The sequence below is a fragment of the Paractinoplanes ferrugineus genome (genome assembly GCF_016862195.1).
In the GTDB taxonomy this organism is placed as follows: domain Bacteria; phylum Actinomycetota; class Actinomycetes; order Mycobacteriales; family Micromonosporaceae; genus Actinoplanes; species Actinoplanes ferrugineus.
The window spans coordinates 23,465-38,925 of record NZ_BOMM01000068.1 but is presented as its reverse complement, the minus strand read 5'-3'; the positions used below and the strand labels follow the sequence as shown (position 1 = coordinate 38,925).

Sequence of the window (15,461 nt, the reverse complement as noted above, 5' to 3'; positions counted from 1 at the left end):
ACGCCGGTTCCTCCTGTGGGCGCGCGGTTGCTTCCACTCGTGGGCCGTGCCGTCTCCGTCCTCTATCCCGGGGCCTGGTCCGCCTGTGGGTCGTGCCGCGTCTGGTCCCCGGGCCGTGCCGCGTCGGCCTGTTGACCGTGCTGGGTCCTTCCCGTGGGGCGTGCGGCCTTGGTCTGGGGGCGTGCGGCCTCGGTCTGCGGGGCGTAGGGCCTCGGTCTGCGGGGCGCGCCGGTTCCGCCTGCAGGACAGGCTGGTTCCGCCTGCGGGACAGGCTGGTTCCGCCTGCGGGACAACTCGGCTGGCCGGTCAGGCGTGGCCGATCCGGTTCTCCCGAGGCGCATCCACGTCGGTTTCCGCGCGTGGGGCGGGGCTGCGGCTTAGGGGTGCGGCGCTCGGCGAGCGGGGGAGTCGGCCGGGTGGCGGGGTGTCGCCGGCGGGGGAGCCGCGGCAGCGGGCAGCGGGTGGTGGCATGGGGCGACGGCAGGAGGTGGACGGGGTGGGGCGGGGTGGGTCTCGGGGTGATCGCGCTGCGTTACGCCGCGCGCGAGAGGCGCGCTGGGGGCTGGAGGGGCGCGGAGGTCGCGGGGGTGACACGGGACCTGCCATAACTCGTACTTTTATGGGGGTTCTGATGAAGTTTGGGCTCGGGACCTTAGTCACGGTTAGGTAACCCACCCGGCCTCTCCTGCGTCGGACGGCTCGGATAGGGTCGATGTTGACGGCGACGGTGCCGGCAGCTCGGCCGACCGCGCTGTGACGCCGCCAGTTCGCTGCGGCGCTCCTCACAGGGGCCGCCTTTTTGGGGGAGCGCGGCGGCTGGACGCCCTACGCCATGTGCCCAAGCATTTCGGCGTGCAGAAACCCTCCGCCGGTCGACGAAACCCGGCGGACCGAAACGAGGAGATCCACCTGTGACCATCCGGGTTGGCATCAACGGCTTCGGCCGTATCGGACGTAACTTCTTCCGGGCCGTTCAGGCTTCCGGCGCGGACATCGAGATCGTCGGCGTCAACGACCTCACCGACAACGCGACGCTGGCTCACCTGCTCAAGTACGACAGCATCCTGGGCCGCCTGCCGCACGAGGTGAAGGCCACCGCCGACGAGATCACCGTCGCGGGCAAGACCTTCAAGGCGTTCGCCGAGCGTGACCCGGCCAACCTGCACTGGGGTGACCTGGGCGCCGACGTCGTCATCGAGTCGACCGGCTTCTTCACCGACGCGACCAAGGCCAAGGCCCACGTCGACAACGGGGCCAAGAAGGTCATCATCTCGGCGCCGGCCAAGAACGAGGACATCACGATCGTGATGGGCGTGAACGACGGTCTGTACGACGCCGCCAAGCACACGATCATCTCGAACGCGTCCTGCACCACCAACTGCCTGGCGCCGATGGCCAAGGTGCTCAACGACACGATCGGCATCGAGCGTGGCCTGATGACCACGATCCACGCCTACACGCAGGACCAGAACCTGCAGGACGGCCCGCACAAGGACCTGCGTCGCGCCCGCGCCGCCGCCCTGAACATCGTGCCGACCTCGACCGGCGCCGCCAAGGCCGTCAGCCTGGTGCTGCCGGAGCTCAAGGGCAAGCTGGACGGCTTCGCGCTGCGGGTGCCGATCCCGACCGGTTCGGCCACCGACCTGACCTTCACCGCGAGCAAGGACACCTCGGTCGACGAGGTCAACGCCGCGATCAAGGCGGCCGCGGACGGCCCGCTCAAGGGCATCCTGGTCTACACCGAGGACCCGATCGTGTCCTCGGACATCGTCACCGACCCGGCCTCCTGCATCTTCGACGCCGGCCTCACCAAGGTGATCGGCAACCAGGTCAAGGTCGTCGGCTGGTACGACAACGAGTGGGGCTACTCGAACCGCCTCGTCGACCTGGTCAAGCTGGTCGGCTGACGTTTCATGAAGACTCTCGACGACCTGCTCGGCGAGGGTGTCTCGGGTCGGCGCGTGCTCGTGCGCGCCGACCTGAACGTCCCGTTCGACAAGGCCCACCCCGGTGTCATCAGTGACGACGGCCGCGCCCGCGCGGTGCTGCCGACCCTGGTGGCGCTCCGTGACGCGGGTGCCCGCGTCATCGTGATGTCGCACCTCGGCCGGCCGAAGGGCGCGCCGGACCCGAAGTACACGCTCGCCCCCGTGGCCACCCGCCTGTCGGAGCTCCTGGGCTCGGACGTCGTCTTCGCCTCGGACACGGTCGGGCCCGCCGCGACCGCCGCCGTCGAAGCTCTCCAGGACGGCCAGGTGCTCCTGCTGGAGAACCTGCGTTTCAACGAGGGCGAGACGGCCAAGGACGACGCGGCGCGGGCGGCTTTCGCCGCCGAGTTGGCGGCCTACGCCGACTTCTACGTGGATGACGCGTTCGGTGCCGTGCACCGCAAGCACGCCTCGGTCTACGACGTGCCGGCGATCCTCCCGCACTACGCGGGCGGGCTCGTCCTGCGCGAGGTCGAGGTGCTGCGGAAGGTGTCCGAGAGCCCGGAGCAGCCCTACGTGGTCGTGCTCGGCGGCTCGAAGGTCTCCGACAAGCTCGCCGTGATCAAGGCGCTGCTGCCGAAGGTCGACAAGCTGCTCGTCGGCGGCGGCATGTGCTTCACGTTCCTGAAGGCTCAGGGCCACGAGGTCGGCAAGTCTCTTCTCGAGGAAGAGATGATCTCCACCTGCGCCGACCTGCTCGCCGCGGCCGACGGCCGGATCGTGCTGCCGGTCGACGTCGTGGCCGCCGCCGAGTTCTCGGCCGACGCCGCGCACGACGTCGTCGACATCTCGGACATCCCGGCCGACCGGCTCGGTCTGGACATCGGGCCGAAGTCGGTCGCGCTGTTCGCCGACGCCGTCTCGTCCGCGCGGACCGTCTTCTGGAACGGCCCGATGGGCGTCTTCGAGCTCGCGCCGTTCGCGGCCGGCACCCGGGGCGTCGCCGAGGCCATCACCAAGATCGACGGGTTCTCCGTGGTCGGCGGGGGCGACTCGGCCGCGGCCGTGCGTACCCTCGGCCTCGACGAAACCGCGTTCGGGCACATCTCCACCGGTGGTGGCGCCTCGCTGGAATACCTCGAGGGCAAGAAGCTGCCCGGCGTCGAAGCCCTGGAGAAGTGACATGACCGAGCCGACCCCCCGGCGCCCGATCGTGGCCGGTAACTGGAAGATGAACCTCAACCACTTCGAGGCGATTCTCCTGGTGCAGAAACTGGCCGCGGGCCTCAACGAGAAGCAGCTGACCGAGGTCGAGGTCGTCGTGCTGCCGCCGTTCACCGACCTGCGCAGTGTGCAGACGGCGATCGAGGGCGACAAGCTGCAGCTCGGCTACGGCGCGCAGGACATCTCCCAGCACGTCAAGGGCGCCTACACCGGGGAGATCTCCGGTTCGATGCTGTCGAAGCTGGGCGTCTCCTACGTGCTGGCCGGTCACTCCGAGCGCCGCGAATACCATGACGAGGACGACACGCTGGTCAACGCGAAGGTGAAGGCGGCCTTCGCGAACGAGATCACGCCGATCCTCTGCGTCGGTGAGGGCCTGGTGACCCGCGAGGAGGGCACCCACGTCCAGCACTGCACCAACCAGGTGCTGGCCGGCCTGACCGGGCTCAAGCCCGAGCAGGTCAAGCAGGTCGTCGTGGCGTACGAGCCGGTCTGGGCGATCGGCACCGGCAAGACCGCCACCCCGGACGACGCGCAGGAGGTCTGCAAGGCCCTGCGTGCCGCGATCAGCGAGAAGTACGGCGCCGAGATCGGCGAGGCCGTGCGCATCCAGTACGGCGGTTCGGTCAAGGCCGCCAACATCGCCTCGATCATGGCGCAGCCGGACGTCGACGGTGTGCTGGTGGGCGGCGCTTCGCTGGAGGCGGAGGAATTCACCTCCATCGTGCGCTTCAAGGAGCACGTGGCCCGCTGAGGGTCCGGAACTGACGGTGCCCGGTCGCGATCGGCGGCCGGGCACCGGCTATTGTTTGGGGCGCTGTCTGTCCTTCGAGAGGAATGACCCGATCATGCCGATGTGGTTCGCGTACACGATGATCGTGTTGCTGGTGCTCACCAGCCTTGTGCTGACCCTGCTGATCCTGCTGCACCGCGGCAAGGGCGGCGGCATGTCGAGCATGTTCGGCGGTGGCGTCAGCTCCAGCCTCGCCGGTTCCTCGGTGGCGGAGAAGAACCTCGACCGCTACACCGTTCTCGTGGGTATCGTCTGGTTCGCCTGCATCGTCGGTCTCGGGCTGTGGCTGCGCCTGGCCCTGCCTGCTAGCTGACCGTCACCTTTAGTCGTAGAATCCGTCGCGCGTCCGGTGCTCCCGGGCGCGCGGTGTTTTTACCGCCATATTTCAGACTTTTCACAACGCCCTCGAGAACGGAGTGACGTCCGTGTCCAGTGGCAGTGCGATCCGCGGAAGTCGTGTCGGGTCCAGCCCCATGCGACCCGACGAACGCAGCGAGCCCGCCCCGCGCCGGGAGGTTACCTACTTCTGCGCGGCCGGCCACGCCAGCCAGATCAAGTTCTCCGCCGAGGCCCCCGCCCCCGACACGTGGGACTGCCCGCGGTGCGGCCAGCCGGCGGGCCTCGACGGGGAGAACCCGCCGGGGCGGCTCCGCGCCGAGCCCTACAAGTCGCATCTCGCGTACGTCAAGGAACGCCGCAGCGACGAGGACGGCGCCAAGATTCTCGCCGAGGCGCTGGCCAAGGTGCGCCAGCGCCGCGGCGAGTAACTATCGGCGGGTCGTCACGTCCGCCGCGGCGGCCCGGTCGAGCAGCCAGTAGGTGCGGCTGACACCGGTCGCGTGGGCGGCGGGCCTGCTCTTGTCGCCGTTCAGGGCGGCACCCACCGACGTGGTCTTGTCGGGACCGGCGGCGATCAGCCACACCTCGTCGGCGGTCCGGATCGTCGACATGGTCAGCGTGACCCGGTTCGGCGGCGGCTTCGGGCTGTTGTGCACGGCCGCCGTCGTACCGGTCTCGTTCAGCACCGGGTGGTCCGGGAAGAGCGACGCCACGTGGCCGTCCTCGCCGACGCCCAGCATCAGCACGTCGAACGGGGGCAGCGGGTCGCCGAGCTCGGCGGCGTACGCCGCCGCCGCGGCCTCCGGCGTCTGGCCCCCGTCGGCCGGCATGGCGTGCACCTTGGCCGGGTCGAGCGGTAGCGCGTCGAGCAGCGCCGCGCGGGCCTGGGTCTCGTTGCGTTCGGCGTCACCGGCCGGCAGGAACCGCTCGTCCCCCCACCACAGGTCGACCTGCGACCAGTCGATCGCGGCCGCCTCCGGTGCGTCCTTGACGGTCTCCAGGACCTTCTTGGCGATCCGGCCGCCGGTCAGGACGACGCTCGCCGTGCCGCGGTCGGCCTGCGCGTCGACGATCTTCGCGATCAGCCGGGACGCGACGGTCGCGGCCAGCACGTCGGCGTCGGGTACCACCACGACCAGGGACTTGCTCACTTACGCCTCCTAAGGCGGAAGGGCCGCCCACCGGCGACGGCGGGCGGCCCTGCTTCGATTTACCGGGGGTGTCAGGCGGCGGTGCCGCCGGGACCGGCCATGGCGCCGGCCTCCTCGCCCGCGCGGGCGGCGAGCGCCGGGTCCTTCCACACGTGCACCCGCATGGGCGGCTTGTGGTCGAGCCCGGTGGCCCCGGCCATGGCGCCCAGGGCCTCCGAGTAGATCTGGTCGGCGTCGAGCCGGCGCAGCTCCTCAGCCAGTTCGTCACCGACCGGCCGCTTCGGCAACGGCATGTAGCGGTCCTCCTGGCCGGTGCGGCTGAACAGCGCGGTGTTCTCCTCGCGGGTCACCCGCACGCAGTCGCCGTTGGCGCACTGCAGCTCCACCGAGTGCATCCGCGGGGAGCGGTCGGAGGCCTCCAGCTTCGGCTCGATGCCGAGGCGGGACTGCAGCCAGCCCTTCATCAGCCAGGCCGTCGGGTCCTTCTCCGGCGCGACGATGGTGGCGCCGATGACCCGCTCGTCGGTGGTGTCGAAGGCGCCGGCCACCAGGGTGCGCCACAGCGTGATGCGGGTCCAGGTGAGGTCGGTGTCGCCGGGGGCGTAGTCGGCCGCCCGCTGGCGCAGCGCCGCCACCGGGTCGGGTGCCTGCGCGCAGTCGGTGATGCGCCGGTCGGCCACGACGCCCAGGAAGTCGTTGGCGATCATGTCCGGCGGCTCCTGGTGCCACCAGGTGACCACCGGGACGTCCGGGGCGAGCAGCGGCATGACGACCGACTCGGCGTGCAGCGCGAGACGACCGTACATCCGCATGACGACCGCCTCGGCCGGGCCGAGCCGGCCACCCACGACGATCTCGGCGTCGAGGCGGCTGCGGCCCTCCATGTCGGAGCGGACCACGATGAGAAGCCGGCAGGGGTGCGCGGCGGCGGCGATCGTCGCGGCCGCCTCGGCCTCCCGGACCTTCTTCTCCTCCACCACGGCGACCAGGGTCAGGGCGAGGCCGGAGGCCACGCCGCCGGCACTGCGCCGCTCGGCCGCGAGGGCCTTGATGACCTCGTTGCCGTTGGTGTCCCACAAGCCGATCATTTCGTTCCCCTATCCATCAGGCCCGCCGCCAGGCGCGACCCTCGCGGGCCAGCATCTCGTCGGACGCGCGCGGGCCCCACTCGCCGGCGCGGTACGGCTCCGGCTTGGTGCCCGCCCAGGCCGCCTCCAGCGGGTCGACGACCCGCCAGGACTGCTCGATCTCGGCGGCGTCCGGGAACAGGGTGCGGTCGCCGACCAGCACATCGAGGATGAGCCGCTCGTACGCCTCCGGGCTGGACTCGGTGAAGGCCTCGCCGTACTGGAAGTCCATCGCGATGTCGCGGACCTCCATGGCCGTGCCCGGCACCTTGGAGCCGAACTTGAGCACCACGCCCTCGTCCGGCTGGACCCGGATGACCAGCTGGTTGTTGCCCAGCATCTCCACGTCGGCGGGGTCGAACGGCAGGTGCGGCGCCCGCTTGAACAGGATCGCGATCTCGGTCACCCGGCGCGGCATCCGTTTGCCGACCCGCACGTAGAACGGCACCTCGGCCCAGCGCCGGTTCTGGATGCCCAGCCGGACCGCCGCGTACGTCTCCGTGGTGGAGTCGGCCGGGATGTTCTTCTCCTCCAGGTAGCCGACGGCACGTTCGCCCGCCACCCAGCCGGGAAGGTACTGCCCGCGGGTCGTGCCGGTGGCGATGTCCCGCGGCAGCGAGATCGCCTTGAGCACCTTGAGCTTCTCGGCCCGGATGTCGTTCGGGTCGAAGCTCGTCGGCTCCTCCATCGCCACCAGCGCCAGCAGCTGCAACAGATGGTTCTGCATCACGTCGCGGGCCGCACCGGACGCGTCGTAGAACGCCGCCCGGGTGCCGATGCCGACGTCCTCGGCCATGGTGATCTGGACACTGTCGACGTATTTCGAGTTCCACACCGGCTCGAACAGGCTGTTCGCGAAGCGCAGGGCCAGGATGTTCTGGACCGTCTCCTTGCCGAGGTAGTGGTCGATGCGGTAGACGTCCTCCGGGGTGAAGACCTCGTCGACCAGCTGGTTGAGCGCGATCGCCGTCTGCAGGTCGTTGCCGAACGGTTTCTCGACCACGACCCGGCGCCAGCCACCGGACTTGGCGTTGTCGGCCATCCCGGTGCGGGCCAGCTGGTTGAGCACCAGCGGGAACGCGGCCGGCGGGATCGAGAAGTAGAAGGCGGCGTTGCCCGGGATGCCGTTGCGTTCGCGCAGGTCGTCGAGGGTCTCGGCGAGGTTGTCGAACGCTTCGTCGTCGTCGAACGAGCCGGGCACGAACTGGAACTGGCTGGCGAGTCGCTGCCAGACGTCCTCACGCCACGGGGTCCGGGCACCCTTCTTCGCCGATTCCAGGGCCAGGGACTCGAAGTCGCCGTCCCCCCAGTCGCGGCGGGCGAAGCCCAGAACCACGAAACCGGGTGGCAGGAGACCGCGGTTGGCCAGATCGTAGACGGCCGGGATGAGCTTCTTTCGAGACAGGTCACCGGTGACTCCGAAGATCACCAGAGCACAGGGCTCCGGGATGCGCGGGAGCCTGCGGTCCTGTGCGGTACGCAGCGGATTGCCCACGTGATCCATCCTGCCAGTTCTCGGGTGAAGATGCCGGGGCCCGCGGGTTTTCGCCCGCGGGCCGCAGCGGGGAATCAGGCCGCGTCGCTCGGGCTGCCGGAGCCGGCAGCGGCCGCCTTCAGCGACTTGTCGACGCCCTCGAGCAGTTCCTTCCAGCTGACCTCGAACTTGTCGACGCCCTCGTCCTCGAGGACCTTGACGACGTCGTTGAAGTCGATGCCCACACCGGCCAGGTCGGTCATGACCTTCTTGGCGGCGTCGAACGAGCCGGACACGGTGTCGCCACGGGTGTCACCGTGGTCCTCGTACGCGAAGATCACGGACTCGGGCATGGTGTTGACCGTCCCGGGAGCGATCAGTTCCTCGACGTAGATCGTGTCCTTGAACTCGGGGCTCTTCGTCGACGTGGACGCCCACAGCGGACGCTGTGCCTGGGCGCCGGCCGACTCGAGGGCCTTCCACCGGTCGGTGCCGAAGACCTCCTTGTACGCCTCGTACGCCAGCTGGGCGTTGGCGATGGCGGCCTTGCCCTTGAGCGACTTCGCCTCGTCCGAGCCGATCTTGTCGAGCCGCTTGTCGACCTCGGAGTCCACCCGGGAGACGAAGAACGACGCCACCGAACCGATCTTGGACAGGTCGTGGCCGTTGGCCTTGGCCTGCTCGAGACCGGCCAGGAACGCCTCCATGACCGCCCGGTAGCGCTCCAGCGAGAAGATCAGCGTCACGTTCACGCTGATGCCTTCGGCCAGGGTGGCGGTGATCGCCGGCAGACCCGCCAGGGTCGCCGGGATCTTGATGTAGAGGTTCTCCCGGTCGACGAGCCACCACAGGGTCTTGGCCTCGGCCACGGTGCTCGCGGTCTCGTGCGCCTTGCGCGGGTCGACCTCGATCGAGACCCGGCCGTCGACGCCGTTCGACCGGTCGTACTCGGGGCGCATCACGTCGCACGCGGCCCGGACGTCCCTGGCCGTCATCAGGCGCACGGCCTCCTCGACCGTGACCTTCTGCGCCGCCAGGTCACGCAGCTGCGAGTCGTAGGCGTCCGCGTCGGACAGGGCCTTCTGGAAGATGCTCGGGTTGGTGGTCACCCCGACGACGTGCTGCTCACGGCGCAGCTTGTCGAGGGAACCGGTGGTAAGGCGGACGCGGGAGAGATCGTCGAGCCAGACCGCCACACCTTGGGCGGAAAGCTCGGCCAGCCTGTCGGTCATGCGTACTCCTCTTTCTTGTGGCGTCGCTTTGCGCGAAGCCGCCTTGGTCAGCTCAGTTGCCGGTCTTGTGACCGGTGATCGCGCCGACCTTGGCCAGGGCGGCGTTGGCCTTCGCCACCACGTTGTCCGCGGTGAACCCGAACTGCTCGAAAAGGATCTTGGCGGGCGCGCTGGCGCCGTAGTGCTCGATGCTCACCGGCTCGCCCGCGTCACCGAGGATGCGGTCCCAGCTCATCCGGATCCCCGCTTCCACGGTCACCCGCGCCTTGACCCCACGCGGCAGAACCTCCTGCTGGTAGGCGGTGTCCTGCTCGTAGAACCACTCCTGGCACGGCATCGACACGACCCGGGTCGGGGTGCCCTGGGCCTCCAGGCGCTCCTGGGCGGCGAGGCAGAGCTGCACCTCGGAGCCGGTGCCGATGAGGATCACCGACGGCTGGCCGCCGGTCGCCTCGGACAGGATGTAGCCGCCCTTGAGGGTGCCCTCCGCCGACGCGTACTTCTCGCGGTCGATCGTCGGGAGGTTCTGCCGGGACAGCGCGAGCGCGGTCGGCCGGTCGATGTGCTCGAGCGCACCGCGCCAGGCCCAGGCGGTCTCGTTGGCGTCGGCCGGGCGGACCACGTCGAGGCCGACGATGGCGCGCAGCGCGGAGACGGTCTCGATCGGCTGGTGCGTCGGGCCGTCCTCGCCGAGACCGATCGAGTCGTGCGTCCACACGTAGACGACCGGCAGCTTCATCAGCGCGGAGAGCCGGACGGCACCCCGCATGTAGTCGCTGAACACCAGGAAGGTGCCACCGTACGGGCGGGTGCCGCCGTGCACGGTGATGCCGTTGAGGATCGAGCCCATGCCGTGCTCGCGGATGCCGAAGTGCAGCGTGCGGCCGAACTCGTTGCCCGGGAACGCCTTGGTGGCGTACTCCGCCGGGATGAACGACGGCTCGCCCTTCATCGTGGTGTTGTTGCTCTCGGCCAGGTCGGCCGAACCGCCCCACAGCTCCGGCAGCACCGGCGCGAGCGCGTCGAGCACCTTGCCGCTCGCGGCCCGGGTGGCGAGACCCTTCTCGTCGGCCGGGAACACCGGGACGGCGTCGAACCAGCCCTCCGGCAGCTTCTTCGCCTCGAGCCGGTCGAACAGCTTCTTGGCCTCGGCGTTGGCGCCGGCCCACGCGTCGAACGACTTCTGCCACTCGGCGTGCGCCGCCCGGCCCCGCTCGGACACCGCGCGGGTGTGCGCCAGCACGTCCTCGGCGACCGCGAACGTCTCGTTCGGGTCCCAGCCGAGAACCTTCTTGGTGGCGGCGACCTCGTCGGCACCCAGCGCCGAGCCGTGGATCTTGCCGGTGTTCTGCTTGTTCGGCGACGGGTAGCCGATGATCGTCTTGAGGACGATGAACGTCGGCCGGTCGGTCACCTTGTGCCCGGCGAGGATCTCCTTGTAGAGCGCCTCGACGTCCTCGTTGTACTCGCCCTCGGCCGGGTCGCCCTTGCGCCAGTCGACGTGCCGCACGTCCCAGCCGTAGGCCGCGTACCGGGCGCCGACGTCCTCGTTCTTGGCGATCCGGGTGTCGTCCTCGATGGAGATCTCGTTGTCGTCGTAGATCACCGTGAGGTTGCCGAGCTTCTGCACCCCGGCGATGGCGCTCGACTCGTGGCTGACGCCCTCCTCGATGTCGCCGTCCGAGCACAGGGCGTAGACCTGGTGGTCGAACACCGAGTTGCCGGCGTCGGTGTCCGGGTCGAACAGGCCGCGCTCGCGGCGGGCCGCCATCGCCATGCCGACCGCGTTGCCGATGCCCTGGCCCAGCGGGCCGGTGGTGATCTCGACGCCGGGGGTGTGGCCGTACTCCGGGTGCCCGGGGGTCAGCGAGTCCCACTGGCGCAGCGACTTCAGATCGTCCAGCGCCAGGCCGTAGCCGGAGAGGTAGAGCTGAACGTAGAGGGTGAGGCTGGAGTGCCCACAGGAGAGCACGAAGCGGTCGCGTCCGGCCCAGTGCGGGTCGGTCGGGTCGTGCCGCATGACCCGGTTGAACAGCAGGTAGGCGGCAGGCGCGAGGCTCATGGCCGTACCGGGGTGACCGTTGCCGGATTTCTCGACGGCGTCCATCGCCAGGACCCGGACGGTGTCCACCGCTTTACGGTCTAGGTCGGACCAATGGAGAGCAGGATCTGTGGCAGCCACGTCGGTTTTGCTCCTCGGGCATGAATTAGGAAGCCTTTTCTAGGTTGACCCTATCCACTTGCGGTAAACCCGCGCCGGGGGAACGCCTCAGGCCCATACGCTGAGAGCGGACACGCCACGTGCGCCGACCGCCCTCGGCCCCGGGTCGCCGGAGCAGCGCATTCGACTGCGCGTAGGCTGTCCGAGCGTGCCGCCGGCTACAGCCGGCAATGGTCGTGAGTTGGCTAGTGCCGATGCCGGAGGGTGGCAGTCCGTGAGCATGATCACCGAGCGTCCCGTCCCCGGACGGGCGCCCGGCGCCGCTTCGGCGGCCCGCACCGAGACCCGCCGCGCTCCGTTCGCCGTGTTCCGCGCCTATCTGGCGCTCACCAAACCGCAGATCGTCGAGCTTCTCCTGGTCACCGCGGTGCCCACGCTGATGCTCGCGTCCGGTGGGTGGCCCGACCTGTCCACCCTCGCCGTGGTGCTGGTGGGCGGCGGTCTCGCGGGTGGCGCGGCGAGCGCGCTCAACTGCTACATCGACCGGGACATCGACCAGCTGATGCGGCGCACCAAGCGGCGCCCGCTCCCGGCACACAGCGTGACCCCGCGGGCGGTGCTGATCTTCGGCCTGACCCTCGCGGTGATCTCCGTGGCGCTGATGGCGGTCTTCAGCAACTGGCTCGCCACGGCGCTGACCGCGGCCGCCATCTTCTACTACGACATCGTCTACACGATGTGGCTCAAGCGCCGCACGCCCGCCAACACCTTCTGGGGCGGCATCTGCGGAGCGGCCCCGGTGATCATCGGCTGGGCCGCGGTCACCGGCACGGTGGCCCCGCTGGGATGGGCGCTTTTCGCCGTTGTCTTCTTTTGGCAGATGCCGCACTTCTACGCACTCGCCATCAAGTACAAGGACGACTACGCCCGCGCCAACGTCCCGATGCTGCCGGTCGTGCGCTCCGTGGGCCGGGTCAACTTCGAGATCGTGCTCTACACGGTCCTCACCGTGGTCGCCTCGCTGGCGGCCTGGCCGCTGGGGCTCGGCCCGATCTACGGCGGCACCGCGATCGTCACCGGGGCGCTCTTCCTCGGCGAGGCGCTCCTGCTCGTCAACCGCACCCGCAAGGGCGGGCCGGCCAAGCCGATGCGGCTGTTCCACTGGTCCATCACGTACCTGACGATCCTCTTCATCGCGGTCGCGGTCGACGCCCTGATTTGACCGTTTTGTCGGTTATAAAGGTAACGGCTTATCACTCTGTCGATGGAAACCTGTTGATGCGGACAATTCGGGCGTAATCCGCCCATAGCAATGAGTCCAGCAGGTAAACCCCCTGGTTATTGTCGTCACAAAAGGCAACCAGCCATGCCGGCTCCGCCAGCAAACGTGCTTACTCTTCCCGTCATGGCTCAAGGTTCCGATACGACACTGACCGCGGGGATCAAATCCTTCGCCGCCGGCCACGGGGGCGCGAAAGCGGTTATTGAGTACGTCGGCAAGCGTGGCGCCCGCATCGTCCTCGTCGGCCAGGACGGCGAGTGGTCCGACCAGTTCGCCGACGGCACCGACATCGCTCGCAAGGCGTGTGACGACGCCGGCGTCGAAGTGGAGAACGAGTGGGAGCGCGAACTCATGGATCAGATGCGCCCCAGCAACGACCTGTGGCGCTCGATGTCGCGCCGGAGCATGGCCCGCTGATCTTGTCCCCGTCCCTTCCTGCCCCAGCGACCCGGGATCAATCCCGGGTCGCTCTCGTCACCTGTGCTCTTTTTCCGGCCCTCTACGACGACGACCTCCCGCTGCGCGACGCCCTGCAGGCCCGCGGCGCCATCGTGGACGCCGTCCGCTGGGACGACCCGGCCGCCGACTGGCCCGCCTACCACCTCGTCGTCCTGCGCTCCCCCTGGGACTACGTGCCCCGCCGCGACGAGTTCGTCGCCTGGGCCCACACGGTGCCGCGGCTGCACAACCCGGCGGCGGTGGTCGAATGGAACACCGACAAGCGCTACCTGGACGACCTCGCCGGCGCCCCGGTCACCCCGACCGCCTACGTCGCCCCCGGCGAGACCTGGACCCCACCGTCCGCCGGCGAATGGGTGGTCAAACCCACCATCAGCGCCGGCAGCCAGGACACCGGCCGCTACGCGCTGCCGGCCCAGGCCGACCTGGCCACCGCGCACGTCACCAGACTGACCGCGGCCGGGCGCACCGCGATGATCCAGCCCTACCTCTCCGCCGTGGACACCGCCGGCGAGACCGCCCTGCTCTACTTCGCCGGCCCCGACGGCACCCTGCGCTTCAGCCACGCCGCCCGCAAAGGCCCCATGCTCACCGGCCCCGACGACGGCACGATCAACCCCGGCAGCGAAACCATCAGTGCCCGCACCCCCACCCCGGCCCAACTGGACACCGCCGCCAAGGTCCTCGCCGCCGTCCCACCCCACCTGGGCCCCCTGCTCTACGCCCGGGTCGACCTCATCCCCGGCCCCGACGGCACCCCGCTCCTGCTCGAACTCGAACTGACCGAACCCTCCTTCTTCCTCCGCTCGGCCCCCGGCGCCGCCGACCGCCTGGCCGAGACGATCCTCAAGAGCCTTTAGAAGTACGCGGCGAGCACCGCCCCGCCGACCGAGGGCCGCCCCGCCGCCACAGCGCGACCTCCCCGCGACCCCCGGGCCGCAGCGCGCCTCTCGCGCAACTGCCGCGCGGAGCCCATCCGGCGGCCGCCCCGGCCCCGTCTCGCGCGCTGGTGGCTCAGGCCTCGCCCGCGCCGCCGCCCCGGCCTCCTTCTCGGGCCCGGACTCGGCGGCCCTGTCGTGGCCCTCGCCCGCCTCGGCCCGGCCGCCCGCCTCGCTTGCATCTGTCGTGCCCCTGCCACTCGCTCATGCGCCCCGCCGTCCTCTTTTCCGGGGCCGAACCGTCCTACGCCGACACGCTCCCTCGTCCGCATGCGCTGTAGTCCCTGTTCGGCCGGTCGGGTCCCTGTCAACGAGATCACGAATCCCCCTGACCAGCACCTCCCTCATCCGCCTCTGTGGATAACCGGCGTGTCGTCCACAGGCGCCGAATTTTCTCTTCCTTGATCGCCCCCGCCCGGCAGGCTGAGCCCAGTTCGTCACCGGGTGGCCGGCCGTCCGACGACGAGCCGAGTGCCATGGCATCGACCGTTCATCCGCAGCAGCGCCCGCCGTCGTAGCGCGCGCCGGCGGGCGTAGTAGAAAGGAGTGAGGCCTCACGACAGCCGCGGAATAGAGCGTGGCGGCCGCCGGCGAAGTCTCCCTCGGCGGCCGCCTTCTCGACCGGCCCGGCTCCGGGAATCACCGGTGGCCCCACCCTGACCAGGTGGCGCTCCCGATGGGTCCGCACTCCCGGACAGTGCTGTCAGCCGGGTCGGTCGAGGCTCTCCGGCACCATCCTGTTGGCGTTTAGACGTATACGCCTATAGGGTCGACCGCATGCCTTTGGACGCGACGCGGAACGCACTTGTTCTGCCGATGCTGGGCCTGCTGGTCGAGCAGCCGGCGCACGCCTACGACGTGGCGGCCCGGCTGGCGGGTCGCTACCCGCTGCTGGCCGGGACCCGCAGCAGTGTCACGACTCTGCTGAAGTCGCTGGCCGGCGCCGACCTGGTGCGGGCCCGAGACCCGGAACGGGCAGGGCGTCGCCCTGCCCGGACGGTCTACGAGCTGACCGCCGCCGGGCTGGAGCTGTTCCGGAACCGGGTGGGGGAGGGGTTGGGGGAGGGGCCCCCTGCTTCGGCGGCGTTTCTGACGGCCCTCGCCTACCTCGGCATCCTGCCCCGGGCGACCGCCGCGGCGGTGCTCGCCGAACGGGTCGAGCGACTGAGTCGGGAGCTGACCCGACTGCCGCCGGATCCACCCGAGCTCGCGGAGATCCAGATGATCGAGGTCGCGTACTGGCGGACGGTCCTGCACAACGAGATCACCTGGCTCTCCACCCTGGTGCCGCGGGTCGAAAGCGGAGACCTCGCCTGGCCGGGACAGGCCCGTCAGTGATCTGCGGCGGCCTCA

14 protein-coding genes are annotated in these 15,461 nt (G+C 69.9%); 9 read left to right on the top strand and 5 right to left on the bottom strand.

Annotated features, from left to right (window positions below):
* The first annotated feature begins 911 nt into the window (after positions 1-911).
* From gap to Afe05nite_RS36690, 5 genes are all read left to right on the top strand, one after another.
* Positions 912-1,907, top strand: coding sequence for a type I glyceraldehyde-3-phosphate dehydrogenase (gap, locus tag Afe05nite_RS36710; protein ID WP_203821912.1), 996 nt, complete (start codon positions 912-914; stop codon positions 1,905-1,907).
* A 6-nt stretch (positions 1,908-1,913) separates the two neighbouring features.
* Positions 1,914-3,110, top strand: coding sequence for a phosphoglycerate kinase (locus Afe05nite_RS36705; protein ID WP_203821911.1), 1,197 nt, complete (start codon positions 1,914-1,916; stop codon positions 3,108-3,110).
* Position 3,111: 1 nt separating this feature from the next.
* Complete coding sequence (tpiA, locus tag Afe05nite_RS36700) at positions 3,112-3,906, top strand: triose-phosphate isomerase (protein ID WP_203821910.1); 795 nt, start codon at positions 3,112-3,114, stop codon at positions 3,904-3,906.
* A gap of 94 nt (positions 3,907-4,000) precedes the next feature.
* Positions 4,001-4,258, top strand: a complete 258-nt coding sequence (gene secG, locus Afe05nite_RS36695; protein ID WP_203807790.1) for a preprotein translocase subunit SecG — start codon at positions 4,001-4,003, stop codon at positions 4,256-4,258.
* A gap of 112 nt (positions 4,259-4,370) precedes the next feature.
* The gene (locus tag Afe05nite_RS36690; protein WP_203821909.1) at positions 4,371-4,712 is read left to right on the top strand and encodes an RNA polymerase-binding protein RbpA; all 342 of its coding nucleotides are present in this window, start codon (positions 4,371-4,373) and stop codon (positions 4,710-4,712) included.
* On the opposite strand, the gene pgl is transcribed toward Afe05nite_RS36690, so the two are convergent.
* The 5 genes from pgl to tkt all read right to left on the bottom strand — a co-directional run bounded on the left by pgl (position 4,713) and on the right by tkt (position 11,450).
* The gene (pgl, locus tag Afe05nite_RS36685) at positions 4,713-5,435 is read right to left on the bottom strand and encodes a 6-phosphogluconolactonase (RefSeq protein ID WP_203821908.1); all 723 of its coding nucleotides are present in this window, start codon (positions 5,433-5,435) and stop codon (positions 4,713-4,715) included.
* Positions 5,436-5,506: 71 nt separating this feature from the next.
* Positions 5,507-6,523 carry a glucose-6-phosphate dehydrogenase assembly protein OpcA gene (locus Afe05nite_RS36680; protein ID WP_203821907.1) on the bottom strand — a complete coding sequence of 339 codons (1,017 nt, stop codon included), beginning with the start codon at positions 6,521-6,523 and terminating at the stop codon, positions 5,507-5,509.
* Positions 6,524-6,539: 16 nt separating this feature from the next.
* Positions 6,540-8,057 (bottom strand): glucose-6-phosphate dehydrogenase, encoded by a 1,518-nt coding sequence (gene zwf, locus Afe05nite_RS36675; RefSeq protein ID WP_203821906.1) that lies wholly within the window; start codon positions 8,055-8,057, stop codon positions 6,540-6,542.
* A 74-nt stretch (positions 8,058-8,131) separates the two neighbouring features.
* Complete coding sequence (gene tal, locus Afe05nite_RS36670) at positions 8,132-9,268, bottom strand: transaldolase (protein WP_203821905.1); 1,137 nt, start codon at positions 9,266-9,268, stop codon at positions 8,132-8,134.
* 52 nt (positions 9,269-9,320) lie between these two features.
* The gene (gene tkt / locus Afe05nite_RS36665; protein WP_203821904.1) at positions 9,321-11,450 is read right to left on the bottom strand and encodes a transketolase; all 2,130 of its coding nucleotides are present in this window, start codon (positions 11,448-11,450) and stop codon (positions 9,321-9,323) included.
* A 259-nt stretch (positions 11,451-11,709) separates the two neighbouring features.
* Here tkt and Afe05nite_RS36660 point away from each other — a divergent pair, with 259 nt between their 5' ends.
* The 4 genes from Afe05nite_RS36660 to Afe05nite_RS36645 all read left to right on the top strand — a co-directional run bounded on the left by Afe05nite_RS36660 (position 11,710) and on the right by Afe05nite_RS36645 (position 15,446).
* Positions 11,710-12,651, top strand: a complete 942-nt coding sequence (locus tag Afe05nite_RS36660; protein ID WP_203821918.1) for a heme o synthase — start codon at positions 11,710-11,712, stop codon at positions 12,649-12,651.
* Between the two features lie 183 nt (positions 12,652-12,834).
* Positions 12,835-13,128: a hypothetical protein gene (locus tag Afe05nite_RS36655; protein WP_203821903.1), complete on the top strand. Its 294-nt coding sequence runs from the start codon at positions 12,835-12,837 to the stop codon at positions 13,126-13,128.
* A gap of 2 nt (positions 13,129-13,130) precedes the next feature.
* Positions 13,131-14,030 (top strand): ATP-grasp domain-containing protein, encoded by a 900-nt coding sequence (locus Afe05nite_RS36650; protein ID WP_203821917.1) that lies wholly within the window; start codon positions 13,131-13,133, stop codon positions 14,028-14,030.
* Between the two features lie 855 nt (positions 14,031-14,885).
* Entirely contained in the window at positions 14,886-15,446 is a 561-nt protein-coding gene (locus Afe05nite_RS36645; RefSeq protein ID WP_203821902.1) for a PadR family transcriptional regulator, read from the top strand.
* Positions 15,447-15,461: the final 15 nt, after the last annotated feature.